We start from the raw sequence: 26,790 nt of genomic DNA, 5'->3' as shown, positions 1-26,790 counted from the left end.
AATCACTATGTATTTTTGTTGATTCCCGAAGAAATCAAAGGGTTATTTACCCAATTTTAGTTTTCTTGAAACAACATTCTACGGCCGTACACCGGAGCTTCATCTTCTGTAGTTGAAAAAGCGCGCTGAAGTCTAATGAATGCGCCTTCTCTAAGGCCGGCTTCAACGACTCCTGAGTTCCCGTCCACCGTAAACCATAAACCTTCCGGAAATTTTGCTTCTAATATATATTGTATTCCGGGACTCGGTGGCTCTTGAAAAAGACGAAGTCCCAGCAGTTCATTCAGCCGTGTTACCGAACATTCATTCGGCACCGATATGTCAAACCAATCTCCTTCATTGCGTCCACTGATCACAGTAAGAATCATCTGTGTTTTCCTGCCCTTCTATAATATCGTAATTCTAGAGTATTCCCTATGAGAGGGCCGAACACCTATATCATAAGTTATAAAAATAGGTTACAGTATTGTAACTGTATCACTCCTAAGTCTATCCTGTCAATTTGTGTCATATTTCCTATTTCCTATTTTTCAATAGTTTTGCATGCATCTTAAGGACTAAATTTCATTTGAAACAGGGAAATAGTCTTTACTTTCATTTTCAAAACGAATTATTTCACAAAAAAAGAGAGTTCACAGAAATGTCACTCTCCTAAAATGCTATCTTGATTAATTTTTTCATTTTAAGGTTATTTTAAGATTGGCCGTTTATAATGCAAATATCATGAAATACAACTTTTCGTGAGGTGATTTGATGAAAACACTCATTATGTTTCAAAACAAGCCGGTACCTGTATATTTTACAACAGATAACAAACAACCGGTACAGAAGGTGTTGAAGCTTTTAATCAGCGCGCTGGACAATAAAATCCACAACGGTAAAAAGGCGCTGCAAAAATGCCTCAATTCCCTCATAAGTATAGAAATCGAGGGCTCTGAGGCAATTCTTCACAGCAAAAGTGAAAACGACTCTCTTGCGCTATCTCTCTTTTAAAGGGGAGATAGCCCTTTTTGTGTTCAACAAGCGATAACCTGGCTCTACAAACAACGTCAGTCCTGACTCTGTCAATAAACGATGATAATAATTTCTTGGTGAACACACATAAAAATTGGAAATATTACGCATCAGTACCTTGCATTATTCAGTACCTAGTGTTATTCTCTGTATATCAGCTAATGAATAATAATCAGTACCGGTTCATGTTCAATTCTTATCGTGATTGGAGGAAACGTTTTGGATGTCAGTATTCAATTTAAAAAAGGAGTCCTTGAACTGTGTGTGCTTGTGCTCATCCACCGCAAGGATCAATACGGCTATGAACTGGCACAGTCCGTATCCCGTCACATCGAAGTTGCCGAAGGCGCGCTATACCCACTTTTGCGCAGACTTGTTAATGAAGGATATTGTACCACCTATCTTCAGGAATCATCAGAAGGGCCGCCCCGTAAATATTACCACCTGACGGAATATGGGGAGATATACATGAACGCCATGATTAAAGAATGGCGAGCATTTGTCAGTAACGTAACCAATTTAATAGAGGAAGGACACTAGCATGAATAAAAAACAATTTATATCCATCTTAGAAACGAGACTTTCCCCTCTTCATCCGGACGAACGACGTGAGCTTCTCAGCGATGTGGAGTCACACTTTCAATTTGGCTTGCAAAATGGCCGCTCCGAAGAGGAAATTGCCCGTGAACTCGGGGATCCGTTCGAAATGGCGCGTGAGGCGCTTGGAGACCGTTTTACGGAAGCACCTGTTTATTTACAGAGGTCACCTTCGGGAGTAGGGCAACTATTTATTGGAATTGGCCTTTTTTTCTGCGCTTTGGTAGCCGTGCCTTTACAGATTGGACTCTGGGCAGGCGGAATTGGTATAGCCGCTGGTGCAGCTGCCGTCATATTTAGTCCGGTACTGGTGCTCATAGAATATCTATATAACGGTACCTTTTATCCGGCGAAATTGTTTCTGTCCATATCCTTTATCGGTGTCGGAATATTGCTCGCCTACCTTGTACGTTGGATTTTCCTGGGGCTATTTGCTATGCTCAGGGGCTATTTACGATGGAATACACGACTGTTGAAAGGAAGAACCGTACAATGAAACATAAATTTCTGGTAGGAACAGCTCTTGTTCTTATATTAATAGGCGTCGTCGGCATGGCGTACCATAAATTCAAATTTGAGGATGAATATCCAGAACATAAGCAAACCTGGGCCCTTAATCCGGATGAAATCAAGAAGCTACACATTACAAGCAACTATGATGTGGATATCTCATTCAGTTCAAGCACGGGCGGAGAAGGCTATGTGGAGTTTCAAGGTAATGTTCATCCGAAGGTCATAGATCGATTGAAGGAGCTGACTGCGGTTGGACCCGAGTTCTCCATTGACTTGACTCCCCCTTCTACCACTCAGTTTCTCAGCGTTAATCTGAAATCACCCAAGGGGAAAATCAATGTAGCACTCCCGAAAGAGACGGAGCTGGAGGATCTCGCGATCTCGACGATGTCAGCCGATATTAAACTTGAAGGAGCTACTTCTAATAACATCGATATTTCCTCCTTATCTGGCAGTATCTATTTAACAAACCTTAAAGCAACTGGATTGAAGCTTGATACCCACTCTGGAGATATTATAGGAGACGATATCAGATCATCTGTTCAAGCATCAAGCCTCTCTGGGGAGATTGATCTTAAACAGATTGAAGGTACCGCAAATTTAGAGACCTACTCAGGTGATGTAGAGATCGGTCAGCGTGCTGTATCATCCATTACAGCAACAACAATCTCAGGAGATGTCGAGATCACACCAGATCCAGGTTTTAACGGCTTTTATGAGACGAAGACTCTTTCCGGTTCGGTCAATATTCCGGAATCCCCTAAGGAAAGCAAACATACCATTAAAGCAGATACCTATTCTGGCGATATCGATATTAAGCTTCCTTAAGAAAACACCATAACCATGAAAAACACCTTCCTCATTCGATTAGAGCGAACCAAGGAAGGTGTTTTGTTGATTAGTTCATACAAATGATCACCCGCACAGTTATTTCACTTCTTCCCAGTTGCTCCACATTTCACGCGGGTTCAGCACATAGATCCCGTTGTCCCGGTACATGAAATGATGCATGATAAACTCGCGACGGATCGTTGCAAAGTCTTCATGGTACTGTTTGATGAACTCATTTATTTCTTTCTCACTATATTCTTTACCGAATTCCAACTTCTCGACCAAATGCTCCAGTACAATCAGTTTCTTCTTGTACTGTGCCGGTATTTGACGCAGACTCCCGTCTTTCGCAAAAAAGTTTCTTAGAACGGTTGCCTTTACTGAGGATGCTTTATCTTCCATCGGAATATCCCCTCTCTCCTTCCCGAATATAAACGTCAAGGACGCTTGATGAACCTGCTCAATAAATTCCGGATTCAGGGAAAAATAAATGGTGTTCTTGTCCCTTCGTTCACGGATTAATGCAGCCTCCCTCAGCTTAGTAGCATGGTGTGTAACCGTAGGCTGTGATAAGCTCAGTTTCTCGGCCAAGGCTTGGCCGTTAATTTCTCCTCTATTTAGGAGCATTAATATTTTCATCCGGTTAGGATCGCCTAACAGTTTATGGACATTAACAATCTTTTCGAGCTGCATTGACACATCCGCCTCCTTCCAAACATCTGATAATGGTTAAAAAAATAGTTAAAAACATTGAAATTCGATATCAATCTAATTAGATAATAATAAAATTAGAATAACCTGTCAACATCCTTCAATTATGATGAAATATCGTCCGAACTCAGCCGTTCAAGGTGGATTTATCTCCATAATTGCGGTAGGATTATTAGTGCTGATTGTTCATGTACGTTTATTTCTTAAGGAGGTTCATCATGCAAGACGTTCTAATCATCGGCGCCGGCCCTTGTGGTTTGTCCGCAGCTATCGAATGCGGCAAGCGTGGCCTGTCCTCTGAACTTATCGATAAACACAATGTAGTTCACTCCATTTATCTGTATCCGACTCATATGCAATTTTTCAGTACTGCTGAAATGCTTGAGATCGGAAATATTCCATTTGCCATATCCAATGACAAACCCTATCGGGACGAAGCACTCGCATACTACCGTAGAGTCGCCAAGCACTACAACCTTAACCTCTCACCATACGAGGAAGCTACTTCCATTGAGAAGCTTCCTGACGGATCCTTTCGTGTACATACCCGCAAACGCAGCGGCGTAGAAAGCTATCGTGAAGCCAAAAATGTCGTCATTTCCACCGGATATTTCGATCATCCGAATTATATCGGCATTCCTGGTGAAGACTTGGAAAAAGTGACCCACTATTTCCGGGAAGCTCACCCCTATGCCGGCATGAAAACAGCGATTATCGGCGGTAGCAATTCTGCCGTAGATGCGGCCATGGAACTAATTCGCGTCGGGGCGGACGTATCGGTCATTTACCGGGGCAAGGAAGTGTCCGAGAATATCAAGCCATGGGTGCGCCCTCTGTTCGAGGGCCTGGTCACTAAAGGAAAGATTAAGGTTTACGTGGAGTCTAGTGTTACGGAGATTCGCGAAACATCCATTACCGTTACTTCTAATGATGGTAATGAGCAATCGATTGATAATGATTTTGTGCTCGCTCTGACCGGCTTCCGGCCGGACCGTAAACTACTTGCTTCTTCCGGTGTGGAGCTGGACGAAGACATGGAAAAACCGCACTACAATCCGGAGACGATGGAAACGACAGTTCCCGGACTGTATGTTGCCGGTGTTATTGCATCTGGACGGAATGCAAATGAAGTTTTCATTGAAACCGGACGTTTGCATGGACGTTTAATCGCCGAGCACCTCATGACCAAGTCATAAACTGCAAATATTATTAGTTTACCAAAGGAGTTTGCGTACACCATGGATGTCACCTCACTCATCCTGCTGGCTATGGCCGCACTTGGGATCATCAGCAGTAACTCTCCCATAACCATTGCGATGTTGGTACTGCTGTTTCTTCGGGTTACCGGCTTCCAGCAAGCTTTTCCGTGGCTGGAGAAATACGGCCTTACGATCGGTATTATCATTCTGACGATTGGGGTCATGTCTCCTTTAGCCAGTGGAAAAATGAGCCTACAGGTCATTGGTGAGTCCTTTCTCAACTGGAAATCCCTCCTCGCAATCGGCATAGGCATGCTGGTTGCTTATTTAGGCGGGCGCGGAGCTACGCTAATGGGAACCAATCCAACGATCGTTGCCGGCCTATTGATCGGAACGGTCCTTGGTGTCGCTCTGTTCCGCGGTGTTCCAGTAGGACCACTCATTGCAGCCGGTATTTTATCACTGTTAATTGGCAAGTCATAGAAATCACTGAGTACAAGAGGCTGTCCCACTTGGGAATAAACCTAATGGGACAGCCTCTTGTTTATGTTGTGTATATTTATGGTATGATAACGAACATATTGGAAGTATATCTCTATTTTACCGACCCACTATATTTAGAAGATTTATAGGAGGCTAAAGCTCGTGCAACACCCTCAAAACAAACACGCTAGCCAACCGGTTTTTCACTCACAAAGTCCAATTCTGCTTATTAAACAGCTGAGGCCGAAACAATGGACGAAAAACTTACTTATTTTTGCAGCACCCTTATTTTCTTTCGAAACGGTAAGTGCATCTACTCTGATCGATAGCATTATTGGATTCTTCCTTCTCTGCTTCGTATCAGGCTGCGTTTATATCGTGAATGACTACATGGATCGAGAGGCTGACCGGAATCATCCGGTGAAACGGCATCGTCCCATGGCTTCAGGTAGACTAAACCCTACACTAGCCTTGATGTTTGGAGCTTTGCTGCTAACGTCTTCTCTGGTGATCTCTTATGTGCTTAACCCTTTGTTTACCGGGCTTCTTGGATTGTACTTCGTAATGAACGTGGGTTATTCTTTACGGTTAAAGCATGTTGTCATTATCGATATTATGATCATTGCTGCAGGATTTGTTCTGCGTGCTATCGCCGGCGGATTAGTCATTCATGTTCCGTTTACACCTTGGTTTTTGTTGTGTACCATGCTGCTTTCTCTCTTTCTCGCGATTGGAAAACGACGTCATGAGCTCGTATTGCTTCAAAATGAAAAGGGATCCCATCGAAAAGTGCTCGATCACTACTCCCTGGAGCTACTGGATCAATTTAGCGGAATTGTTACAACGGCCACCATCATCAGTTATTCTCTGTTCACCTTTACATCCGGCAGAACGATTCATCTGATGTGGACCATACCGCTCGTTATTTATGGGATGTTCCGATATCTTTATCTCATTCATATTGAAAAAAAGGGCGGCTCACCAGACCGTATCCTGTTTGAAGATATGCATATACTGGTTACCGTGCTCATTTATGTGGCGAGTGTAATCGGGATTTTAGCTTATTTTGAATAATTAAATGATATGGGGTATGTACTAATGACTCATAAGGTTGCCTTATTTGATGTCGACAAGACCATTATCCAGAAGGATTCGATGTTTCAATTTTTGCTTTTTGGCCTGAAAAAAAAACCTTCTTCCTTTTATCTCATATTTCTAGTCGTTATCTATTCTGTTTTCTATAAACTCAAATGGATGAAGGCAGAACGGGCAAAGAGCTCTTATTTTCGTTTTATAAAATACATGAATGAACAAGATCTGGAGCATTTCTTTAATACGATGATCAAGCCTTATATATACCCGGAAGCTTTAATGGAAATGAAAAACAAAAAAGAGGACGGCTATCATATCCTCCTGGTCACGGCTTCCCCTTACGCTTACATGAAATTTTTTAACCAGTTTGACGAGCTGGATGGGGTGATCGGTACGAATTTGGTCAAACGTGGAGAGCAGTTTACCCATATGATTGAAGGAAACAACTGCAAGGGTGAGGAGAAGGTTACTCGCATTAAAACCTATCTCAATGAAAAGGGAATCATGATCGACTACGATCAATCCTGCGCATACTCCGATTCCGTCTCAGATATGCCCATGCTGCAATTAGTGAACCAAAAGTATATGATTAATCGTCATAAACATACAGCGGGGTGTGAGGGATTAACATGGAGCTTATAAACAAGAAAGGCCATCGCCGCCATATCGGTAAATGGTTGATGATAGTGTCCGCATTTCTGACCGCAACGGGTCAACTGTTTTGGAAATGGGGCCACAGTGACCTGATATATATGGCTATCGGATTTGTTTGTTATGGTTTGGGCGCTATTTTTATGATTAAGTCGTTAGCTCTGGAAAAACTATCAGTTGCTTACCCGCTGATGTGTATTAGCTATATTGTTGCTCTGTTTTACGGAGACCTGTTTCTTGGAGAGCCTATCACAATAAAAAAGACGGCGGCTGTTGTCCTCCTCGGGATCGGGGTGACTTTAACCTCTTATGAAAAATGAACCGCTTTTGTACGCTCTTTTGTTCGCGATGACCTTATTCGGTTCCCTCGGCAGTGTATTCTTTAAAGGCTACACCTCAAAAAAACAACTCCTCCTGCTGTTCTTCGGCTTTGCGTCTTATGGAATCGGCGCACTATTGAACATATATCTGCTGAAAGAGCTCCCATATACGATCGTTATGCCGGCTAATGCCTTAACCTTTCTGTGGGCATTGTTGTTTGCCAAAATCATTTTTAAAGAATCGATCGGAATTATCAAGATTGCAGGTGTTGCCTTTATTATCTCAGGTTTGCTGCTCTTGATATGGTAAATATAAAATCGTTTAAAGATTGGTGGTTAACATGACTTTTAACAATTATTTTTTTAGGGACAGGAAAGATAATTATACAGCCCTATTTTTATGGATCATCTTTTGTTTGTTTTATATCTTTTTAAATATGCCTTATGTGCAGTACATTAAAGATAACGCGGAGATGTTAGGTACTTACAGCCCCTTTTACGGTGCACCATTTCCGCTGAATCTGTTTAATTTTGATCCATCTATGGAATACGGAAAACAGGCGGCCACGATCATTCATCCGTTTATCAATTTCCTTACAGCACCACTGACATACTTATCAAGCCACTCCATAGGCAACATGCTATACCTGCTACTGCAATCTGGGATCAATGCACTTACAACGACAATTGTTTATTTTATGTTGCGCAGAAGCGGTTCAGATATATCGGTTTCGCTGCTGTTCTCGGCCTTTTTCGGAGTAAGCTCGTATAGTATCTTTACGTCCTTAATTCCAGACTCCTATTCTTACGCTCAATTTGTAATTGTACTCTCAGCTGCATACTTACAGAAGTGCCGAGCAGAACAGTCTTTCTCAATCATTCCGAATGCTTCTTTTACACTGATTAATTTGGGGATCACCTCAACGAATGTGGTCACGTTTGCCGGTGCTCTTTTCTTCAGCCTCTTTGACCTCAGAAGCAAAAAAACAACGTTCCGGCGGTTTATGACCATTATGATCAGCGCCCTGCTGATGATCATCGGTTTTACAGCGCTGCAATATGTGCTGTTTTCCGGTAAGACATGGCTATCGAATGTTTTTGGCGGACTATCGAATGGCGCTCTAGGTTATGTAACACCATTCTCATTCGCGCACCACGCCAAAGCATTCTATATGCTCGTTGTGAGTCCTGTTTTGACACCAGACGTTGCCTTGATTGACCCAGGAATCGTTGCTTTTGCAACCGATCTTAGCAAGCCTTATCCCTTCTATGTACATATTGTAGGAATTGGCCTATTCTTGCTTGCAGTGCTTGGATTCATAAAAGGAATCAAGACTCGGGAAACATGGGCTATTGCTACTTATATCTTGTTCGCGTTTGTTCTTCATATCGTTGTCGGATTCGGACTTACTACATTCCAATATGACCTGTATTTATACGCAGGGCACTATTTGTTTGCTTTCTTTATTCTTGCTGCTGGCTTTATTTCTAGCATTCGAAATGTGACTGTCAAAAGAGTCATGCTCGGCGTGATTGCCCTCTTTCTGCTCACTACACTCGCTAACAATATCGTTAAGCAGAATGCAACGCTGGACATTATCCAGTCCTCGTATACGGATGTCATTACGCAGCAGGATAAGTAATCCTTGATTGTTATGAGACGCTACGAGTACGAATCGTGAAACACAAAATCAAACGTGCCGGCCAAGAATCATTGGCCGGCACGTTTTAACATATATTAAACTCTATGAATATTCATGATTCTATTAAAACTACCATTGATATGATTCCATCATACTCATTCTAGGATTCCAAATACTGCACATTATACAGCCTTGCGTAGCTTCCGTTCATTTCCATCAACTCGTTATGAGTCCCCTTCTCTGTAATCTGCCCATTCTCCAACACGACAATCATATCGGCATGAGTAATCGTAGATAAACGGTGAGCAACGATCAATGTTGTCCGGTTCGTCGACAGTGATTGAAGCGCCTGCTGGATCAGATGCTCGGATTCCAAATCCAGAGCTGATGTAGCTTCATCCAGAACAAGTATATCCGGGTCCTTCAGAAATACGCGTGCAATCGCGAGCCGCTGTTTCTGTCCACCGGACAGCTTCACGCCCCGCTCCCCGACCTCGGTGTCGTACCCCTGCGGTAAGTTGGTTATAAACTCATGCGCGTTAGCTGATTTTGCAGCTGCAACGATTTCTTCTTCACTCGCATTAGGATTACCAAACAAAATGTTCTCACGGACGGAACCGCTGAACAAGAAGTTGTCCTGCAGCACCATCCCGATGGAGCCGCGCAGGCTGTCAAGGGTGACCATCCGGACATCGTCTCCGTTAATTTTCACACTGCCCTGCTGGACATCGTAAAACCTTGGTATAAGACTAATCAAAGAGGACTTTCCTCCCCCACTCATCCCGACAAAAGCGACTGTCTGACCCTGTTCTATCGTAAGATTAATATCCTTCAGCACCCAACCCGCATCTTCGTTATATTGAAACCAGACGTGGTCAAATTCAATCCGGCCTGCGGATGAAATCTTTTTAGCATGGGGTGCGTCCACGATATCATACGGCTCGTCCAGCAGTTCCTTAACACGCTCCAATGAAGCTGTTGCCTGTGTTAACACTGTAGATGAATTAATAAGTCTGCGTAAAGGTGCATAAAGCCTGTCCAAATATCCGAAAAACGCAACGAACGTACCCAAGGTCAAATCCCCTTGAATGACCCGATACCCCCCGTAACCGATAACGAGTATTGGCGCAATGTCCGTCAAGGTATTAATAATAGAGAACGTCAATGCGTTCCATCGTGTCTGAGCCATCGCTTTTTCCAAGAAGTTGCCGTTTATCTTTTCGAACTTTGCCTGATCATAACGCTCAAGCGTAAAACTTCGGATGACCGAAATGCCTTGAATTCGCTCATGCAGATAAGCCTGGATTCCCGCAAGCGCCTGCGATCGGTCTTTTGTCAGCTTTTTAAGGCGTTTGTACAGCAGGTTAACCGCAATGGCATACAGCGGCAGAACCGAGATCGCAACGAGCGTCAAAACCGGGCTCATCAAGAACATCACAACAAGGACAAATATCAAGGTGAACATATCCAGCCAGATGTTCATCATTCCAACTTCAACGAGGTTCTTCGACTGCTCCACATCGTTAATGAATCGGGATATCGCTTCCCCTACTTTCGTATTCTGATAGTATCTCAGGGACAGGCGCTGAAGATGAGCGTATAGACGATTTCGCATATCAAATAAAATACGGCTCGTAATAAAGGAGGAAAAATACTGCCGGAAATATTCTACCGGGCCACGGACAACGATAAATAACACCAAGGTACCCCCGAGCACAAGCATGAGCTGGTCCAGCTTCTGCTGCACGTCCATCTGAGAGCTAATGAGAAGATCATCGACCACATACTTCATAATCATTGGGAGAAGCAGCGGAATTGAAAACTTGATCATCCCGATGATAAGTGTCAATATGATCCATTTAAGATAAGGCTTAACGAATGGATAGTAAATTTTCCATGATTTCAAAGGCAATAACGACCCCTTTCTTGTGCATCTTTCTAGCTGCGGTATGTAATAATCACAAGTCAAAGGCTTCACCTTTCATTACCCGAATAAGACCCGCTGTTGACTTTTGCCCGCTTCAATGCTTTATTATCTTTAAACTTACTTTATAAATGCAGTGCCCAGCAGGAGGATAAACATGAGTACACTATTTGTTACAGAAGCCGTTATGCTCGCAATTTATGGACAACTTCTGGTGCCTACAAAGCCCGTAGAATACATCATTCCCTATAAAACAGTCCTGGAATTATACGAGTTGAAAAGCAGCGACGAGCCGCTCATGCACACCGGTCCGGATGACCAGCATGTCCGGAGGAAGATTAATGAGCTCATCCAATATTTCGAAGAGCCGCTCAACAAAAAAAAGATTGATCGGGCCCTTCAGCTACCTTGGGCAAAAAGCCCCTCTATTCCAGTTGGTGACATGACCATCGTAACCATTCTGAACGCTCTGGACACGGCTCCTTATGGGGAATTGTTTGATCCCGTAGAAACCGAGCTTATCATGGCAGCACAGCGAATTGAAGCCCCTATACTTACAGATCAGTATGAGTTGATTCAACGTATTATAGATGCATCTATCCCAGTTCAGGTTTATGACATTGATGACTTTGACTTCGCTCTAGAAGAACCAACATAAAATAGTACCCCTTGCTCTTTGAAAAAGCAAGGGGTACTATTTTACACGAAAAATTCCCCTTTCGGGGAATCGCAACGCCAGATGGTAATACCATCAAACAGAACTTCAGCGTATCTGTTTTTTGATTTTTTCCATCAGATGAACAGAAATGGGTTCCATAATCGGCAGTTTCTCCAGATCATAGTACTTTAGAGATAACTCACTCTCAAAAGGGAGTTCAATGGCGCTGCGCAGCCCAATTGCAGCGTAAACACCGATGACATAATACACTTCATCTCCGCCTGAATTTTTTTTCAAATACTGTGGACCTGATAACAGATCGATTAACCGCATATCATCCGCAATAAGACCGCTCTCTTCCCATAGTTCTCTCGATGCGGCGTCCTCCATAGATTCGCCTGGCTTCATACTGCCAATCGGAAGGCCCCATTCCTCCTTCCCCTGTCGTTTCAGAAGCAAAATCTCTCCATCGCCATTTTGCACGATAACAGCCGCTTTAACTCCGACCGTCGTCCTCTTGCCGATGTACTGACGGACATCACGGTGATATACGCTCATCCCGGGAACCTCCTTTCCCCTAGGGTAGCGCGCCACGAGCTCACAACACTCGTCAGTTTACTGCGCCTTCTTCTCTATACACATAAGAAATATCATCCAAGGATTCTTCATATTCCACATGAAGATCAAATCCCTGTAAATACCACATGTCGTGTTCTTCCATGTAAAACGTTAGATCCTCTGCCTGCTCCGTAATTCCTGGATCATTCGGCTCTTCTACGGAAATGCCGAGAGAAAAACCGGGATGCAATCCGCCGCCGGAGCTGTAGCGTGGATAGAAGCGAATGAACGTGCCGGCGTTCAGTTCCAGTTCTCTCTTGTACCAACGCGCCGCGTCATTGCTGACCTCTATAATCATGCTAACACACTCTCCTTTGAGTTAGTTGCCTGTTCCCAGGTCTTTTATTTTGTATTGTATATGTATCATAACGCATATCCGAACGGGGTTACAAATCTTTTATGTACGATAAATGAATAAATCAGGCTGCACGGCTTTTTCCGGATATTTCAAAAAATAGGTTTGACATTTTCGGGTTTGCGATGATAGAATTCAGTCCATACGAAGTCTTCTTCAATTAATTGTAAATTTAAACGAAAGGGTGGTTAAAGTGTTCAATCAATTTATTGTTTTTGCTCATCGTCCTATGGGCCATAACTCACAACTGAATACTGACGACACCCTGCTGGTGAACCCTCAATTCTAAAGTGTAATCATGGATTGATGTTGAACTGTAAGTATCTCTAACGCACGGTTGCCGTTACTATAACCGCGCGCATGATAAGTTAATGATTGAAGCATATCGTCCGTTTTCGGGATGGTATGCTTTTTTGGGTTTAACAGGAGAACTTCATTTACAACCCGGCATACGAAAGGAAGGGATTATTTTGTTCGCTGTACTAAAAAATTTAGGATGGTTTTTCAAGCTTGAGAAGAAAAGATACCTGATTGGTTTGTTCTTTCTCATCTTTTGCGGCTTGCTTGAACTGATACCACCGCTTCTGCTTGGCAACGCCATCGATGATATCGTAACCAGCACGATATCATGGGCATCTCTCGCCAAGTATTTACTGATGATTATGGGAACCGTTGCAGTCATCTATCTCGGTACATACATATGGATGCACCGTATTTTTGGCGGTGCCAACCTTGTGGAACGACTGCTTCGCACACGTTATATGAACCATCTTCTCGGAATGCTTCCACCATTCTTCGAAAAGAACCGTACCGGAGACCTGATGGCAAAAGCTACGAACGATCTCCGTTCCGTTGCTGCAACCGCCGGTTTCGGCATGCTGGTTATGACCGACTCAACGGTCTACCTCATTGTCATTCTTTTCGCTATGGGATTCATCGTCAGCTGGAAGCTGACGCTAGCTGCCATTCTTCCACTTCCTATTATCGCAGTAGGAATGGTTATCTACGGTAAGGCGATCCACAAGCGTTACACTGCCGCTCAGGATGCTTTTGGCGTTATGAACGATCAGGTGTTGGAATCCGTAGCCGGCATCCGTGTTGTTCGTGCATATGTGCAGGAACGCGAAGATCAGCAACGTTTTCAGGAAATAACAGATGATGTTTACCGCAAAAACCTAGCTGTCGCCAAGGTAGATGCCCTATTCGAGCCCACCATTAACTTCTCAATTGGCTTAAGTTACGTGATTGGCCTTGCTTATGGCGTATATATGGTATTCCAGAATCAAATCACCTTAGGAGATCTCGTATCCTTCAACATGTACCTCGGGATGATGATCTGGCCCATGTTCGCCATCGGAGAACTCATTAATATCATGCAGCGTGGTAACGCTTCGTTGGATCGTGTGAACGACACTCTATCCGTGCCACCTGATGTTGTAGATCCTGCAGAACCAGTTGATATCGTCTCGCCGGATTCGATCGAGCTTAAAGAAGTAACGTTCCGGTATCCGACCTCAACAGTCGATAATCTGAGTGATGTTTCACTTACGCTCCAGAAAGGCCAGACACTCGGAGTTGTCGGACGTACCGGCAGCGGCAAATCAACACTTCTGAAACAGCTATTGCACGAATATCCTACCGGATCGGGAGAAATTCTCATCTCCGGCGCACCTATTGAAATGCTGTCCAAGGACCGTCTTCACAGTTGGATTGGTTATGTTCCCCAAGAGCAAATCCTTTTTTCGAAAACGGTAAGACAAAACATTCAGTTCGGTAAAAAAGATGCCTCAGACGACGTGATTATGGATGCCATTTCAACAGCAGCTTTTGACCGGGACCTAAATACTCTCTCTGACGGTCTTGACACTCTTGTCGGTGAAAAAGGCGTTGCTCTTTCCGGCGGTCAGAAGCAGCGCGTGTCACTAGCACGAGCTTTCATTTCCGACCCGGATATATTAATTCTGGACGATGCTCTCTCCGCGGTTGATGCCCGGACAGAGGCAAGAATTATCGAGAATATTCGCTGCAAACGCGCAGGAAAAACAACATTAATATCTACCCACCGCTTATCCGCTGTACAGCATGCCGATTGGATCGTTGTGCTTGATGATGGACGCATTACTGAGCAGGGTACTCACGAACAGCTGCTGGCAATGAATGGTTGGTACCGTGAGCAATTTGAACGCCAGCAAGTCGAAAACAATCTGACCTCTGAGGAGGTGTCTTAATTGACTCCGACCGATCAAACGATATCGAATGATTCTGGAATTGCCAAAAGGCTTTTCCGGTATGCACTAACTGCTAAAGGAACTTTTATTGCCGCATTGATCATGCTTGCCATTGGTGTGGCGGCTGAACTCGCTGGTCCTTTCATCGCCAAGAACATGATCGACAATCATGTCTTAGGCATTGAGAAACCCTATTACGAAACAACGAGCGCCGAACAGGCTGCCTCCTATAACGGCAAGTACTATAAACGGGGGGATCGCTTCAAGGAGGGTGAGTCTCAGGGCCAGGAAGTTCGTATTCTTCAAGCCGGAAAAAGCTTTTATTTCATTAATGAACAAGTTGTTCGCGCAGAAGGTGAACGTACATTTCGTGACGGGACAATGACGATAACTTATGGGAGTGAAAGCGCTCAGTACCCAGCTGGCAAGCTGTCCACCTCCGAATTGTTCGCATTTTATGAGCCGGAGTTACCTGACATTTACAAGCTGGTGGGCCTATTTCTGATCGCCATACTTGTATCCATGATTACGGTGTTTGCCAAAACCTATTGGCTGCAGTCTTCCGCCAACCGTGTCATCCAAAAGCTTCGTACCGATGTGTACGCCCATATTCAGCGGCTGCCCGTACATTTCTTTGATAACCTTCCAGCTGGAAAGGTTGTTTCACGGGTAACCAACGATACGGAAGCAGTCAAAGATCTTTTTGTTGCCGTACTCTCGAACTTCGCATCTGGCATCATTTACATCACTGGAGTATACGCGGCCCTGTTCCTTCTGGATGTGAAGCTTGGATTGATCAGCTTGTTCGTCATTCCGATGCTTATCATATGGACAGTCCTCTATCGTAAATTTGCAACAAAATACAATGTCATTATCCGATCTCGCTTAAGTGAGATCAACGCCATCATCAACGAATCCATTCAAGGAATGCCGATTATACGTGTTTTCCGCCGCCAAAAAGCGACTCAGGAAGAGTTTGAAGCTTTAAACGAAGATTATATGGCTCATCAGAACAAGATGCTGAATCTGAACTCGCTAACAACTCACAACCTGGTGAATGTACTTCGCAATATTTCGCTTGTTGTCATCCTGTGGTATTTCGGAGCAGCTTCTCTGGATGGCACAGGCATCGTCTCCATCGGTGTGCTGTACGCCTTCGTGGATCTCATGGGCCGGATGTTCCAGCCTATTACGGGTATGGTCAATCAGCTCGCTGCATTGGATTCATCCATTGTATCCGCGAAACGGGTGTTTGAACTGATGGATGAAACGGGCGAACGAGTTACCGACGGCTCTATGCCCCGCTATTTGGGCAATGTGGAGTTCAAGAATGTGTCTTTTGCCTATAAAAAAGACTATGTTCTGAAGGATATTTCTTTCGAAGCAAAACAGGGACAGACGGTTGCTCTCGTAGGACATACGGGATCAGGCAAAAGCTCCATCATCAACCTGCTGTTCCGTTTCTACGATCCCCAGAAAGGGACCATTACCATTGACGGTCAGCCTGTTACCGACATTCCGAAGCAGTGGCTTCGTCAGCATATGGGGATCGTTCTGCAAGACCCGTATTTGTTCACCGGCACGATCGCTTCCAACGTAAGTCTCGGAGATGCAGAAATCACCCGTGAACAGGTCAACAAGGCGCTGAGTGATGTTGGAGCGGATAGACTGCTTGCACACCTTCCGCAGGGATTTGATGAACCTGTCATCGAAAAAGGCAGCACGCTTTCCGCTGGGCAGCGGCAGCTGATCTCCTTCGCACGTGCCTTAGCATTTAATCCGGCAATCCTTATCCTGGATGAAGCGACAGCCAATATCGATACAGAAACAGAAGCACTGATTCAAGATGCGCTTGAAGTTCTCAAGAAAGGGCGCACCACATTCATCATCGCTCACCGCCTGTCTACCATCCGCAGCGCGGATCAGATTCTCGTCCTCCACCAGGGAGAAATTGTTGAGAAAGGTTCGCATGATGATCTCATGGAGCTTCGCGGCCGTTACTATAAAATGTACCAGCTTCAGCAAGGATCTGTGCAGCAGCCCAAAGACGACAAAGAAGCAGTCGCTGCAGGCACAGCTGTAAACCTTGCAACCGGAAATGCTTAATACGTATTGAAAAAGAAAAAGGGGGTGTCCCAAAGGTCCATTGACCTGGGTCACCCCCTCTGTCTGTTAAATGTGTGATGAATCAAAGATTCCTCATCGACACTCCTTTAACCTTGATGTCGTACTGTGATGACACATAAACTTCTGCTGATGATTTAGAAATAACCTGCGGATACATTTTATTCGGATCCGGCTGAACTACCTTATAGTAGACAATCGCTTGCTTGTCACTTATAAAATCAATCGATGTAACAGCAATTCCGTAACCTGGATTAGGAAGATTGTCTTTTGTAATGACAACCTTGTTCACCTTATCGTTGACTTTGACAATTTGAGTCGAAATATCGTCTCCATCCTGCTCTACCTTACCGACGTTATCCTGCTTATGATCTTTAATAAACTGCATTGCCGCATGAGTTAGCTTGGCTGCTTCCATACGAGTTAATTTCTGTTGTGGGTGGAACTTGCCTCCCTTATCCAGCTCAGCAATTTTGGTCAGGAGCAAAAATTGCACAGCACCGCGGTTCTCTTCTTTCATCTGACTTTCGTCCGCAATATTGATGTACATCATAATAACAGGATAGTTACCCGTCTTCTGAACCGCAGTCGCAAGCAGATTTGCAAAATCCTCACGGGCCATCGGCTCGTTCCACTTCGTATCAGCCGAAACCGGTAGACCGTGCTGGGCGGCAATATTAACGGCATCCGCATACCATGCGCCGTCCGGAACGCTGCTGAATGATTTTCCGCTGAAATTGGGTAACTCTTTAAGCCCTGTGGCCTTTACGACCATTTGAACAGCCTGGGCTGACGTAATCGTTTTTTGTGGAGCAAACTTATCAGTGGTTATGCCCTGAATGATTCCTTTATCCTGCAGAGATTTCACAATAGCTTGGTTTCCACTATCCTCGATATCTGAGAACGCCGATGCTGAGGCAGCCCCTGCGCCAAGAAGCGAAGATGTGATGAGTAAAGCTGATATTATTTTTGTAGTTTTTGTCATAACTTACACCTCCTATAATCTCTGACGCAAGGTTCATGGAAATTGTTTCATAAAAATACAATTAAAACAGGGGGCCTTCTTTATCTGCTTCTAATCCTAATTTGACATACATTTCTCTGGAGTAGCCCTGTAGCTTCTGTTCCAGAGCTTGGGCTTGATCCTTAAAGGCCGTTAGCTCCCGGATCATCCGCGACCGTCCGGCAGGACTGAATGTTTCGTGAATCCGTTCTTTAAAATAGTCATGAACGATATGATTACGCTGTTTCCATACTTCTTTCAGCTGTAGAGTTTCTTCTTCAGAAAAAGGGAAGTAATGCTGTATTTCCTGAACCAGCTGACCTAAGGAGCTGCTCAGTTTACGTTGATACAATTGTGCAATGTCCTCTTCCGAAGGTACCTTACCCTTCGACAGCTTGATAAGCATCAGCAGGTTCGCCAGCTGCTGCTCCAAGGCCTGTGAGTAGTATACCGCCAATCCGAAATAGGCAAACAGCTCTTTGGAGTGGTCACTGTCCAGCAGTCGTGTCTGTTTCATCATTTCCTCCTGTTAAATAGGCTGCTTTTTCGTGTTCACCTTTCCTACTCCTTTATCGTAAAGGAAGATTCATCCTTCATCAACCTGCTTTTCTAATTAATTCCGCAGCATCCTTCGCTAGAGCGGCTTTAAGATAAATTATGAGCAGTACAGCTGTATATCCGAATGAAAAAAGAAGCGTGTATATGCTGCGGGCTATCCCGCGCTGATCCGAATGCATCAGCATATCAATCATCGGCGATGCCGGAGGAAGTAAATATACTAGAATACTGATGCTAGCCGGTAGCGAATCGGCAAGCGATAGTCCTGCGATAGACAGCACAATAAGAATTAACATTAGTCCTGTTGCTCTTCCCTGATTCTCGATCCACCCGGACTGAAAAAACAGTGCAACTGCCGCTCCAAGCCCTGAGAGTGAAATATGAGCCATGAGAGCAATGACGAAACGTGACCAGCCTACTGGCTCGTCAAACATGCCTGTAAACATCGGATAGACAACCGTTGCAGTGCTAATGATACTGCATATCAGAACAAGCACAGCATACTGCGTAACATAAAATACTTTCGCACTTCCGGTATGTAAAATAAGCAGAACATTCTGCCGGCCTTGATCGTGATTGAGAAAATTTGTGCCTAACCAAGCGCAGCCGATAAACAGTAAAGAAGACGTCACTGCATAACTGTCCATCACCGGGTTTGGCTTATAGGAGTACAAAATCAATACGGATATAATTATGAAAGCGATCGGTGGAAAATAACGATTTGATCGAGTATAACTCGCCAGCAAATATCGAAGCAGCGGCCAGCTGATCATCCCTCCACCGCCTCTCTTAAAGCGGGAAGTGCATACTCCAGCCGTTTAGCCTGTTCCTCAGGCAGTGGCTGCAGCGATATCACGGAACCGCCTGCCCTAAGCACATATAACAAAAAATCATCCGAACTTTCTTTTTTAACCACGGCTTCAGACGGAGATCCTCTCGATATCCAGTACAAGAAACCGTTCATCATCTCTAGATTCCGCATTGCTTCAGGCGAAATGCCACGGAAAGCCAGTTTTGTTCCTGCTGCCACTTCACCATTTTCATAAAATGCATCACGTATAATCAACCCTTGCTTCATGACAACAACTCTATCAGCCAATGCTGCGGTCAGCAGCGGTTCGTGTACAGACATCACTATAGCTGTCCCTTGATTTTTGATTTCACCCAGAACCGTGATCATATCATGCTGTGAAGGCTCGTCCAAACCCGACAACGGCTCATCTAACATTAACAAGTCAGGTGCACCCAACATGGCCTGCATGAGGTTCACCTTTTGCAGCATTCCTTTAGAGAATTGATTCATCCTTCGCTTGGCATGTTGCTGCATTTGGAACAAAGACAGGACACCTTCTATATTGCGTAGTGCTTCCTGTCTGCTCATTCCTTGAATCCTTGCAGCATGAACCAAATATTCTTCAGGGGAAAAGCGCAGACCCGGGAAACGCTCAGGCACATATCCAATTCGCAGGTTGCTCACACTTACAATTCTCTTTCCGCGGGAAGGAACAGCAAGACCTGCAATCAGGTGCAGAAGAGTACTCTTACCCGCTCCATTGCTACCGGTAACCGCAACACATTCCCCTCGGCTTATGCGCCAGGAAACATCCCGTATCGCCTCATGCCTGCCAAACAATTTACTGACCTTGTCTAATACAATTAGTTCCTTCATAGATCCTATTACTCCTGTATCGTCTTTTTAGCTTATTGTATCACAGACAGATACAATACCCCGTCATCATTGCCTCCAACTCCATTCGAGCCAGTTGTTTACTTCCATGAGTTCGATAAACTTGACTAGGCGGGGCAAAAGAGGTTCTGCGTCATCCCCGAATTCGGCTCGGATTGCTGCAGCAATATCGGATACGGAGTGATTTCCATCGCACATCGTGGTCACCGCTGCCCCCAAATCATCAAGCTTCACCTGAATAACAGCCGGTTGCTTCAGAAATCGAACGGCTTGGCGTTCGACCCAGGACTGACGTGGAACAAAAACAATCATATTCCCGTTATCCATAGTCAAACCATCTTTAAGTAAAGGTACCATACTGAGCAGGTTCTGAACTTCTTTGTGTTTTTTATTTCGATTTCGACCCAATAGACTCACTCCTGACTATGGGATACAGGTGATTTCTTACTGGCTAAAGTACTCCAAGTCAAGATTATTGTAACAAGCAGGAATATAAGGAACGGTAGCCAGTTGTTTTCGATCAATATGCTGCCAGGAATATCCACATTCATCCAGATTAGCACAGCAATAATGACACCAATCAGCGACTCTCCAGCAATAAGACCGGAAGCCAGCAATGTCCCTGTTTCTACTCTTGCCTTCAGCATTTCTCCGTCTTTACGTGAAATCTTCTCAATGAACCACCGGACAACACCGCCCGTCATAATTGGTGTGCTCACATGGATGGGCAGATAGATGCCGACAGCAACCGTCAATGAGTTCAGACCGAGCAATTCGAAGACTACGGCTGATGCCGCCCCTATAAATATCAGTTCCCAGGGAAGATTACCTGCCATAATCCCTTCGACAATAATCCGCATCAGTACTGCTTTCGGTGCCGGGAGGTCCTCTGATCCCAATCCATAACTTTCATTCAGCACCGACAAAATAAAGCCAATCACAAGACCTGAAACGAGTACGCCGATCATCATAGCAATCTGCTGCTTCCATGGTGTACCGCCAACCAAATAACCGGTCTTTAGATCCTGTGAAATATCACCAGATACTGCAAGTGCGACACATACAATGGCCCCTACAGTCAAAGAAGCAATCATACCACTCATACCTGTCATACCAGTCACTTTGAACACAAAGGTTACGACAAGCAGTGTTGCAATCGTCATGCCCGATACTGGAGAAGACGAACTACCTACAAGTCCGACGATACGTGAAGCTACCGTCACAAACAGAAACCCAAAGATGGCAATAGCTAAAGCGCCCACAATCCCCACATCGGTTAATGGAGCAAACGCGATGATGACAATCAGCACAGCGATCATAGAGAATACCCATATGCCTGGAATGTCATAATTAGTACGATCCAGCGTCACTTTGCCGCTGTTTTTATTTTGTAAACCTCGCAGCGTCGCCGCAAGTGAACTGAACAGCATAGGAAGCGTCTTTACAAGCGTTATCAATCCGCCTGCTGCTACTGCCCCTGCACCGATATAACGGATATAATCACTCCAGATTCCCCATGCATCCAATTCGCCAATCGGACTAGCTGACGGGATTACGACAGCAATGCTGCCAGCACCGATAAATCCGATGACTGGGATGATGACCAACCACGCAAGAACACCCCCAGCGAGCATCTGTCCGGCAATCCGTGGTCCGATTATATACCCGACCCCTAGCAAAGCCGGAAATATATCCATGCCTACTACCGCATTTTTAAATCGGAAAATGGTACTTTCGATCTCGGTTCGAAACCATTTGAATCCATCACCCATCGCTTTTACCGCGCCGCCGATCAAGAAGCCGTACACAACCATTTTTGCACTTTTTCCTCCGGTATCCCCGGACATCAACACTTCAGCACAAGCCGTTCCCTCCGGATAAGGGAGAGTAGCATGCTCATTTACGATGAGTAATCTGCGCAGAGGAACCATCATGGCCACGCCAAGGAACCCACCAACGAGAACAATAAAGCTGATGGTCGCCATGGAAGGGATATGCCCCCACATATACAGAGCCGGTAAAGTGAAAATAGCGCCGGCAGCAACTGCTTCACCAGCAGTGGTCATGGTCTGTACGATATTGTTCTCAAGAATCGACTTGCGACGGAAAATCCCTCTTAATACACCAAGAGAGATGACAGCAGCCGGAATGGACGCGCTAACGGTCAAGCCGATTTTTAATCCCAGATAGGCATTCGCTGCTGCAAACACGACGGCTAGAACGATCCCCAACACGATCGCAAAAGCAGTCAGCTCGGCCATTGATTTTGAAGCGGGTACGTATGGGACAAATGTTGAAGGGGTGCTATTTCTTTTTGAATCTTGCATCCCGTAATCTCCTCTCTTCGTTAGAAAAGCATCCCTTATATTATCCCTTTCACTCCATTTTCAAACCGGATCTTCATCAGATATCAGTCCATTCAGTCCAGCATTGCATATTTCAACAATAAAAAAACCGCTCAATAGCGAACATCTATCGCTATTGAACGGTAACGTATGTAATTCATTTTTCTTAAAAACAGCCCGATGAGCAGAATGCCGAATTGGCAGTCTATCATAAGGCTGTTCAATGACAGTATATGGTTATTTAAGCAACGTAACACATTCCACGGCATATCTGAGCACATTTTCGGCAAACTTCTGCACAATGTTTACAGTGATCCTGCATTTGTTTCTCACATTCATCCGCGCAAGACTCGCACATCTTAATGCAAAGAGCACAAATATCAGCAACATATGGGCTCATTCGGGTCATAGCTTCAGCTGCAAAAGAACAGATGCCCGCACATTCCCGGGTTAGAGTAATACAATCACGCAGCATGGCGATATCATATTCTTTTAGACAGGAGACGTAGCACACATTACATGCATTCATGGTTTGGTGACAAGCTTCAATACAATCTTTATATTGTAGTTCGTTATTCATTACGTAAACCTCCTAGGCACGATTTCGCTCTGTCATTGTATTAAACCATTTGGCTGCTGGCTGAACCAATCACTTCTATCTTGATCCCTGTGAGGTCGCTTTTGCTTCCAACTCAACTAATTGTTCTTTAATCCATGTCTTGCTGAAATGCTCACCGATAAACACGACCACATCAGACAGTTGACCTTGAGGATTGATCTTCATGAAATCGGATTCTCGATATGCATATTGGAAAAGGAACCGACTGGCCGTATCGCTAAATGTTAAGATCCCCTTGGCACGATATATTTCTCTCGGAAGACCGGCTACAAAAGCTTCAAAATCATTACTATTGACGGGTCCCTTAAAATAATAGGTGAATGACATAACGTGATCATGTGTATGGTCATGATTGTGCTCGTTATCAGGGGCGTGATGTTTCTCAGTGACTTCAGTATCTGTTCGATTATCAGAATTTCGATCTTTTGCTATAACCGATACTTCCTTGAGAAGCACATCCGGGTTTACATCACAGCGTACAGCAGGAAGTATGGATGCAACAGCGTTCCATCCTCGTACAATCCGGGCCGCCTCCTGCTGTTCTTCTTCGCTAATCCGATCTATTTTGTTTAGGATCAATGTTGAAGCACAGCGAATCTGCTCTTGCATCAGACGGTATGTCTTCCCTTTCTGCACTTCATGCAAGTGAAGAAGATGTGCGGAATCTACTACGGTGATCAAATTTTTAACATCAATTTTGATATACAGTGATGCTTCAGCGACTGCATCGAGAATTTCCATAGGATTGGCTGCCCCTGTAGCCTCAATGACGATGACATCAGGCTTCTCGTTCTGAATCAGCATTGCAATCTCTGAAGACAGGTCAGCTCGGATTGAACAGCATATACAGCCACTTAGCATTTCTGCGGTTGGTACATCCTCTCCAGCAATCATTCCATCTATATTTACTTCGCCGATCTCATTCATCACGATAGCAGGCTTTAATCCCTGCTGTTTCCAGTATGCTATCATCCTCGATAACAGGGTTGTTTTACCACTGCCTAAAAAACCTGATAATATATATATGGGTGTAACTCCGTTTTTCATATGTAATCGTCCTTTCTGCAATGCTCTATGTTAGCGAGTGTACTACACTTAAGCTTCTGTCAGCAAGGAAGCGGGTAGACTTAACGAAAAATCAAAAGTTTAAAAGATTGGAGTTGTATACATGATGAACTCTGTAGATGAACATCGCCAGCAATCACCTGAGACTATTTCGTGCATGATTGTTACGGTATCCGATACAAGAACGCCCGAAACTGACGAGAGCGGGCAATTGATAAAAACTTCCCTTGAAGAAGCTGGTTATAGCGTAGTTAAACATATCATTGTGAAGGATGACTATGATGCTATACGTGAGTTGATCTATGAGGCCTCCAGCAATCCGACAGTTGAGGCTCTTCTATTAACCGGGGGAACAGGAATCTCCAACCGTGATAGTACTTATGAGGCGGTGTCATCCTTGCTCGACAAAGAATTGAGTGGGTTTGGCGAGATTTTCCGCTATTTAAGCTTTGAAGAGATCGGGGCTGCCGCAATCCTGAGCCGCGCCATCGGTGGAACGGTCGGTAACACAGCTGTCTTTTCCATGCCTGGTTCACGTGGAGCTGTCCGGCTTGCGATGGAGCGAATCCTTCTGCCAGAGCTTCGGCATGTCGTACGAGAGATGAACAAGCAGCGATGAAAAACAAAGTTCCGAATAGACAGAATTGATGTATATATAAAAAGGCGAGCACTGATTAACCTCAGTTGCCCGCCTTTATTTCAGTGTATTCATTTGGGTTTGTCATTGGATCGACGTGGCAGTTGGTTAAGCACGTCAGCAGCTACTTTTTTCACTTGCTCCGTGTATTGGTCTTTCTTTTTTCCTGCCGATGTATATACCAGCGCGGCCTCACGTTGCGTGAAAATCATATTATCCATTGTTCCGGTTTCGTTCAGTCCGCCAGCACCATATAATTCTTTAATGCCATTAATTCTTGCCTGTTCATCTGTAAAGATGTGCACTGTAATTAACTGGCTAGAGTCATCATTCATTCGGTATAGGTACGACATGTTTCCAGCATCATCTTCTGCATACGTGTCATTTGTCAGACGAATATTATGGTCCTTAAATAAATCCTTCATCGTATTCAGAAGCTGCCCGTTAAGTCCGGATCCTTCCGTTTTTGCCTCTTTATTCCCTTCCTGATACGCTTGCATGTTATATTTCTTCATTTCTTCTTTGGCTGCATCTCTCGTACATCCCATGATTACAGCCAGCAAAGAAAATGAAAGCAGCCCTATCGCCCATCGATTCACCAAGCTTCATCCATCCTTTCCAGTCACGCAAAGCCTGCATGACGTCTTAGGAATAGAATGCCTGACGGAGAAGCTGATTATTCGACTTCAGATTCTTCGAAGAGAGATATAATACTTCGGCCGGTCGCCCCGCCTTTCAGTATATTGGCTAATATTTCCGGAAGCTCATGTAGAGGATGCACATGTATCCCTGACTTCAGCGCCGTATCAGGTTTCCATTCACCGGCCAGTTTGCTCCATATTTCCTTACGTATGTTCATCGGACAAAAGACGGAGTCAATGCCCAAAAGCTTTACGCCTCTCAATATAAACGGATATACCGTAGCCGCAAAGTCACCACCGCCTGTTAAACCGGAGAGTGCAATTGCACCACCGTATTTGACGTGTTTCAACAGTCCTGTTAACTGAGCGCCGCCAACCGGATCAATTACAGCAGCCCATTTTTCAGCAGCGAGCACGCCCCTTGACTCCGCTGACGTTTCGTCCCGCGATATAACCGTATGAGCGCCAATTCCTCTCAACCAATCTCCTTGAGAAGAAATTTTGCCGGTAGATGCAACTACTTCAAATCCTAACTTAGACATAATAGACACCGAGAAGCTCCCTACGCCACCTGACGCACCCGCAACCAGGACCGGTCCATCCGAGGGTTGAACGCCGTTCAGAAGCAGACTGGCTGCCGATAGAGCGGCAGTGAAACCGGCCGTACCGATACCCATCGCTTCTTTATGGCTAAGCCCCTTTGGCAACGGCAGCAGCCAGTCTCCTTTAACTCGTGCGTACTGGCTATATCCTCCTTCATGAGAAACCCCCAGCTCATAGCCGGTACAGAGTACCTCATCACCTTCTTTAAAAGACGGATGAGATGATTCCACTACCGTTCCCGCCAGATCGATCCCCGGAATAAACGGATACCTTCTGACGATCCTTCCTTCCGGAGTGCTGGCAAGGCCATCCTTGTAATTGACACCGCTATACAGAACACGTATGGTTACATCCCCTTCCGGCAACTGATCCATACGCCAGTCTTCTACGCCGCTACGAAAACCCTGATCATCATTACGGACAACAAACGCCTGAAATATTGTGTCTGCATTCATAGTTTTACCCCTTTCTTTCACCATTCTATGATAAATACTACCCGATCCCATCGCTATTAAAAAAGTCCATTGTCGAAGCGTGTGATTATGTAGGACCTTTTGACATCTCCTGCGCTTTCCCGAGAAATAATTGTGTCTTCCAATCAAAAATGGCAGGCCAAGAGCTGCTGTCTTGACCTGCCATTAGCATATGATTTGCTTACAATCCTAAATCAC

At 44.7% G+C, this 26,790-nt stretch carries 30 protein-coding genes; 15 read left to right on the top strand and 15 right to left on the bottom strand.

What is annotated here, in order from left to right; genetic code table 11:
• Positions 1–56: 56 nt before the first annotated feature.
• A complete protein-coding gene (locus B9N86_RS10375; RefSeq protein WP_208919028.1) occupies positions 57–368 on the bottom strand; it encodes a hypothetical protein in 312 nt (103 codons plus the stop codon).
• A gap of 385 nt (positions 369–753) precedes the next feature.
• Here B9N86_RS10375 and B9N86_RS10370 point away from each other — a divergent pair, with 385 nt between their 5' ends.
• The 4 genes from B9N86_RS10370 (at position 754) to B9N86_RS10355 (ending at position 2,952) form a co-directional block, all read left to right on the top strand.
• Complete coding sequence (locus tag B9N86_RS10370) at positions 754–993, top strand: hypothetical protein (RefSeq protein WP_208919026.1); 240 nt, start codon at positions 754–756, stop codon at positions 991–993.
• A gap of 240 nt (positions 994–1,233) precedes the next feature.
• Positions 1,234–1,554: a PadR family transcriptional regulator gene (locus tag B9N86_RS10365; protein WP_208919024.1), complete on the top strand. Its 321-nt coding sequence runs from the start codon at positions 1,234–1,236 to the stop codon at positions 1,552–1,554.
• 1 nt (position 1,555) lies between these two features.
• A complete protein-coding gene (locus B9N86_RS10360) occupies positions 1,556–2,107 on the top strand; it encodes an HAAS signaling domain-containing protein (protein WP_208919014.1) in 552 nt (183 codons plus the stop codon).
• Complete coding sequence (locus B9N86_RS10355) at positions 2,104–2,952, top strand: DUF4097 family beta strand repeat-containing protein (RefSeq protein ID WP_208919012.1); 849 nt, start codon at positions 2,104–2,106, stop codon at positions 2,950–2,952. Before B9N86_RS10360 ends, B9N86_RS10355 begins: the two co-directional genes overlap by 4 nt.
• A gap of 99 nt (positions 2,953–3,051) precedes the next feature.
• Here the strand turns inward: B9N86_RS10355 and B9N86_RS10350 are convergent, their stop codons facing one another.
• Entirely contained in the window at positions 3,052–3,648 is a 597-nt protein-coding gene (locus B9N86_RS10350; RefSeq protein WP_208919010.1) for a DUF2087 domain-containing protein, read from the bottom strand.
• A 236-nt stretch (positions 3,649–3,884) separates the two neighbouring features.
• Between B9N86_RS10350 and B9N86_RS10345 the strand changes: the two genes are divergently transcribed.
• The 7 genes from B9N86_RS10345 to B9N86_RS10315 all read left to right on the top strand — a co-directional run bounded on the left by B9N86_RS10345 (position 3,885) and on the right by B9N86_RS10315 (position 9,054).
• Entirely contained in the window at positions 3,885–4,862 is a 978-nt protein-coding gene (locus B9N86_RS10345) for a YpdA family putative bacillithiol disulfide reductase (RefSeq protein WP_208919008.1), read from the top strand.
• Positions 4,863–4,904: 42 nt separating this feature from the next.
• The gene (locus B9N86_RS10340; RefSeq protein ID WP_208919007.1) at positions 4,905–5,348 is read left to right on the top strand and encodes a DUF441 domain-containing protein; all 444 of its coding nucleotides are present in this window, start codon (positions 4,905–4,907) and stop codon (positions 5,346–5,348) included.
• A 162-nt stretch (positions 5,349–5,510) separates the two neighbouring features.
• Positions 5,511–6,422: a decaprenyl-phosphate phosphoribosyltransferase gene (locus B9N86_RS10335; protein WP_208919005.1), complete on the top strand. Its 912-nt coding sequence runs from the start codon at positions 5,511–5,513 to the stop codon at positions 6,420–6,422.
• Between the two features lie 9 nt (positions 6,423–6,431).
• Entirely contained in the window at positions 6,432–7,082 is a 651-nt protein-coding gene (locus B9N86_RS10330) for an HAD-IB family hydrolase (RefSeq protein WP_342193780.1), read from the top strand.
• Complete coding sequence (locus B9N86_RS10325; protein WP_208919001.1) at positions 7,070–7,411, top strand: EamA family transporter; 342 nt, start codon at positions 7,070–7,072, stop codon at positions 7,409–7,411. The genes B9N86_RS10330 and B9N86_RS10325 overlap by 13 nt, the downstream gene beginning before the upstream one ends.
• Positions 7,401–7,721, top strand: coding sequence for an EamA family transporter (locus B9N86_RS10320; protein ID WP_208918999.1), 321 nt, complete (start codon positions 7,401–7,403; stop codon positions 7,719–7,721). Before B9N86_RS10325 ends, B9N86_RS10320 begins: the two co-directional genes overlap by 11 nt.
• Before the next feature lie 127 nt (positions 7,722–7,848).
• Complete coding sequence (locus B9N86_RS10315; protein WP_244563025.1) at positions 7,849–9,054, top strand: DUF6080 domain-containing protein; 1,206 nt, start codon at positions 7,849–7,851, stop codon at positions 9,052–9,054.
• A gap of 160 nt (positions 9,055–9,214) precedes the next feature.
• Here the strand turns inward: B9N86_RS10315 and B9N86_RS10310 are convergent, their stop codons facing one another.
• The gene (locus tag B9N86_RS10310; protein ID WP_208918995.1) at positions 9,215–10,960 is read right to left on the bottom strand and encodes an ABC transporter ATP-binding protein; all 1,746 of its coding nucleotides are present in this window, start codon (positions 10,958–10,960) and stop codon (positions 9,215–9,217) included.
• Between the two features lie 175 nt (positions 10,961–11,135).
• Between B9N86_RS10310 and B9N86_RS10305 the strand changes: the two genes are divergently transcribed.
• Positions 11,136–11,636, top strand: coding sequence for an ADP-heptose synthase (locus B9N86_RS10305; protein WP_208918993.1), 501 nt, complete (start codon positions 11,136–11,138; stop codon positions 11,634–11,636).
• A gap of 105 nt (positions 11,637–11,741) precedes the next feature.
• Here the strand turns inward: B9N86_RS10305 and B9N86_RS10300 are convergent, their stop codons facing one another.
• Both B9N86_RS10300 and B9N86_RS10295 read right to left on the bottom strand, forming a co-directional pair.
• On the bottom strand, positions 11,742–12,194 hold the full coding sequence (locus B9N86_RS10300) for an NUDIX domain-containing protein (protein ID WP_208918991.1): 453 nt from the start codon (positions 12,192–12,194) through the stop codon (positions 11,742–11,744).
• 52 nt (positions 12,195–12,246) lie between these two features.
• On the bottom strand, positions 12,247–12,552 hold the full coding sequence (locus tag B9N86_RS10295) for a HesB/YadR/YfhF family protein (protein WP_208918989.1): 306 nt from the start codon (positions 12,550–12,552) through the stop codon (positions 12,247–12,249).
• Positions 12,553–13,079: 527 nt separating this feature from the next.
• On the opposite strand from B9N86_RS10295, the gene B9N86_RS10290 reads away from it, so the two are divergent.
• Together B9N86_RS10290 and B9N86_RS10285 are read left to right on the top strand one after the other, a co-directional pair.
• Complete coding sequence (locus B9N86_RS10290) at positions 13,080–14,837, top strand: ABC transporter ATP-binding protein (protein ID WP_208920200.1); 1,758 nt, start codon at positions 13,080–13,082, stop codon at positions 14,835–14,837.
• A complete protein-coding gene (locus B9N86_RS10285) occupies positions 14,838–16,943 on the top strand; it encodes an ABC transporter ATP-binding protein (protein WP_208918981.1) in 2,106 nt (701 codons plus the stop codon). It abuts the gene before it with no gap.
• An 82-nt stretch (positions 16,944–17,025) separates the two neighbouring features.
• On the opposite strand, the gene B9N86_RS10280 is transcribed toward B9N86_RS10285, so the two are convergent.
• From B9N86_RS10280 to B9N86_RS10245, 8 genes are all read right to left on the bottom strand, one after another.
• Positions 17,026–17,946, bottom strand: a complete 921-nt coding sequence (locus B9N86_RS10280; protein ID WP_208918979.1) for an S-layer homology domain-containing protein — start codon at positions 17,944–17,946, stop codon at positions 17,026–17,028.
• A 61-nt stretch (positions 17,947–18,007) separates the two neighbouring features.
• Positions 18,008–18,484 (bottom strand): hypothetical protein, encoded by a 477-nt coding sequence (locus B9N86_RS10275; protein WP_244563024.1) that lies wholly within the window; start codon positions 18,482–18,484, stop codon positions 18,008–18,010.
• Positions 18,485–18,560: 76 nt separating this feature from the next.
• Positions 18,561–19,295 carry a hypothetical protein gene (locus B9N86_RS10270; RefSeq protein ID WP_244563023.1) on the bottom strand — a complete coding sequence of 245 codons (735 nt, stop codon included), beginning with the start codon at positions 19,293–19,295 and terminating at the stop codon, positions 18,561–18,563.
• Complete coding sequence (locus tag B9N86_RS10265) at positions 19,292–20,191, bottom strand: ABC transporter ATP-binding protein (protein WP_208918977.1); 900 nt, start codon at positions 20,189–20,191, stop codon at positions 19,292–19,294. Before B9N86_RS10265 ends, B9N86_RS10270 begins: the two co-directional genes overlap by 4 nt.
• Before the next feature lie 66 nt (positions 20,192–20,257).
• The gene (locus B9N86_RS10260; protein ID WP_244563022.1) at positions 20,258–20,617 is read right to left on the bottom strand and encodes a PqqD family protein; all 360 of its coding nucleotides are present in this window, start codon (positions 20,615–20,617) and stop codon (positions 20,258–20,260) included.
• A 5-nt stretch (positions 20,618–20,622) separates the two neighbouring features.
• Positions 20,623–22,536 carry an OPT family oligopeptide transporter gene (locus B9N86_RS10255; protein ID WP_208918975.1) on the bottom strand — a complete coding sequence of 638 codons (1,914 nt, stop codon included), beginning with the start codon at positions 22,534–22,536 and terminating at the stop codon, positions 20,623–20,625.
• A gap of 259 nt (positions 22,537–22,795) precedes the next feature.
• Positions 22,796–23,134, bottom strand: a complete 339-nt coding sequence (locus B9N86_RS10250) for a four-helix bundle copper-binding protein (protein WP_208918973.1) — start codon at positions 23,132–23,134, stop codon at positions 22,796–22,798.
• Positions 23,135–23,209: 75 nt separating this feature from the next.
• Positions 23,210–24,220, bottom strand: coding sequence for a CobW family GTP-binding protein (locus tag B9N86_RS10245; RefSeq protein WP_208918971.1), 1,011 nt, complete (start codon positions 24,218–24,220; stop codon positions 23,210–23,212).
• A gap of 124 nt (positions 24,221–24,344) precedes the next feature.
• Here B9N86_RS10245 and B9N86_RS10240 point away from each other — a divergent pair, with 124 nt between their 5' ends.
• The gene (locus B9N86_RS10240) at positions 24,345–24,857 is read left to right on the top strand and encodes a MogA/MoaB family molybdenum cofactor biosynthesis protein (RefSeq protein ID WP_208920196.1); all 513 of its coding nucleotides are present in this window, start codon (positions 24,345–24,347) and stop codon (positions 24,855–24,857) included.
• Positions 24,858–24,946: 89 nt separating this feature from the next.
• Here B9N86_RS10240 and B9N86_RS10235 read toward each other — a convergent pair whose 3' ends face one another.
• Both B9N86_RS10235 and B9N86_RS10230 read right to left on the bottom strand, forming a co-directional pair.
• On the bottom strand, positions 24,947–25,477 hold the full coding sequence (locus B9N86_RS10235) for a hypothetical protein (RefSeq protein ID WP_208918969.1): 531 nt from the start codon (positions 25,475–25,477) through the stop codon (positions 24,947–24,949).
• Between the two features lie 74 nt (positions 25,478–25,551).
• Positions 25,552–26,574: an acrylyl-CoA reductase family protein gene (locus B9N86_RS10230; RefSeq protein WP_208918967.1), complete on the bottom strand. Its 1,023-nt coding sequence runs from the start codon at positions 26,572–26,574 to the stop codon at positions 25,552–25,554.
• Between the last annotated feature and the right edge of the window lie 216 nt (positions 26,575–26,790).

Source organism: Paenibacillus uliginis N3/975 (assembly GCF_900177425.1).
GTDB lineage: Bacteria > Bacillota > Bacilli > Paenibacillales > Paenibacillaceae > Paenibacillus_AQ > Paenibacillus_AQ uliginis.
The sequence above is the reverse complement of the archived record's forward strand: the minus strand, read 5'-3'. Positions and strand labels throughout refer to the sequence as shown.

Bases quoted from the DNA above. Each gene is read 5' to 3' on its own strand.
- B9N86_RS10340 (WP_208919007.1), top strand. From the start codon at position 4,905: ATGGATGTCACCTCACTCATCCTGCTGGCTATGGCCGCACTTGGGATC.
- B9N86_RS10265 (WP_208918977.1), bottom strand. From the start codon at position 20,191: ATGAAGGAACTAATTGTATTAGACAAGGTCAGTAAATTGTTTGGCAGG.
- B9N86_RS10230 (WP_208918967.1), bottom strand. From the start codon at position 26,574: ATGAATGCAGACACAATATTTCAGGCGTTTGTTGTCCGTAATGATGAT.
- B9N86_RS10355 (WP_208919012.1), top strand. From the start codon at position 2,104: ATGAAACATAAATTTCTGGTAGGAACAGCTCTTGTTCTTATATTAATA.
- B9N86_RS10245 (WP_208918971.1), bottom strand. From the start codon at position 24,220: ATGAAAAACGGAGTTACACCCATATATATATTATCAGGTTTTTTAGGC.
- B9N86_RS10320 (WP_208918999.1), top strand. From the start codon at position 7,401: ATGAAAAATGAACCGCTTTTGTACGCTCTTTTGTTCGCGATGACCTTA.
- B9N86_RS10315 (WP_244563025.1), top strand. From the start codon at position 7,849: ATGCCTTATGTGCAGTACATTAAAGATAACGCGGAGATGTTAGGTACT.
- B9N86_RS10255 (WP_208918975.1), bottom strand. From the start codon at position 22,536: ATGCAAGATTCAAAAAGAAATAGCACCCCTTCAACATTTGTCCCATAC.
- B9N86_RS10270 (WP_244563023.1), bottom strand. From the start codon at position 19,295: ATGATCAGCTGGCCGCTGCTTCGATATTTGCTGGCGAGTTATACTCGA.
- B9N86_RS10345 (WP_208919008.1), top strand. From the start codon at position 3,885: ATGCAAGACGTTCTAATCATCGGCGCCGGCCCTTGTGGTTTGTCCGCA.
- B9N86_RS10280 (WP_208918979.1), bottom strand. From the start codon at position 17,946: ATGACAAAAACTACAAAAATAATATCAGCTTTACTCATCACATCTTCG.
- B9N86_RS10375 (WP_208919028.1), bottom strand. From the start codon at position 368: ATGATTCTTACTGTGATCAGTGGACGCAATGAAGGAGATTGGTTTGAC.
- B9N86_RS10240 (WP_208920196.1), top strand. From the start codon at position 24,345: ATGAACTCTGTAGATGAACATCGCCAGCAATCACCTGAGACTATTTCG.
- B9N86_RS10275 (WP_244563024.1), bottom strand. From the start codon at position 18,484: ATGATGAAACAGACACGACTGCTGGACAGTGACCACTCCAAAGAGCTG.
- B9N86_RS10360 (WP_208919014.1), top strand. From the start codon at position 1,556: ATGAATAAAAAACAATTTATATCCATCTTAGAAACGAGACTTTCCCCT.
- B9N86_RS10330 (WP_342193780.1), top strand. From the start codon at position 6,432: ATGGGGTATGTACTAATGACTCATAAGGTTGCCTTATTTGATGTCGAC.
- B9N86_RS10370 (WP_208919026.1), top strand. From the start codon at position 754: ATGAAAACACTCATTATGTTTCAAAACAAGCCGGTACCTGTATATTTT.
- B9N86_RS10295 (WP_208918989.1), bottom strand. From the start codon at position 12,552: ATGATTATAGAGGTCAGCAATGACGCGGCGCGTTGGTACAAGAGAGAA.
- B9N86_RS10300 (WP_208918991.1), bottom strand. From the start codon at position 12,194: ATGAGCGTATATCACCGTGATGTCCGTCAGTACATCGGCAAGAGGACG.
- B9N86_RS10305 (WP_208918993.1), top strand. From the start codon at position 11,136: ATGAGTACACTATTTGTTACAGAAGCCGTTATGCTCGCAATTTATGGA.
- B9N86_RS10350 (WP_208919010.1), bottom strand. From the start codon at position 3,648: ATGCAGCTCGAAAAGATTGTTAATGTCCATAAACTGTTAGGCGATCCT.
- B9N86_RS10250 (WP_208918973.1), bottom strand. From the start codon at position 23,134: ATGAATAACGAACTACAATATAAAGATTGTATTGAAGCTTGTCACCAA.
- B9N86_RS10325 (WP_208919001.1), top strand. From the start codon at position 7,070: ATGGAGCTTATAAACAAGAAAGGCCATCGCCGCCATATCGGTAAATGG.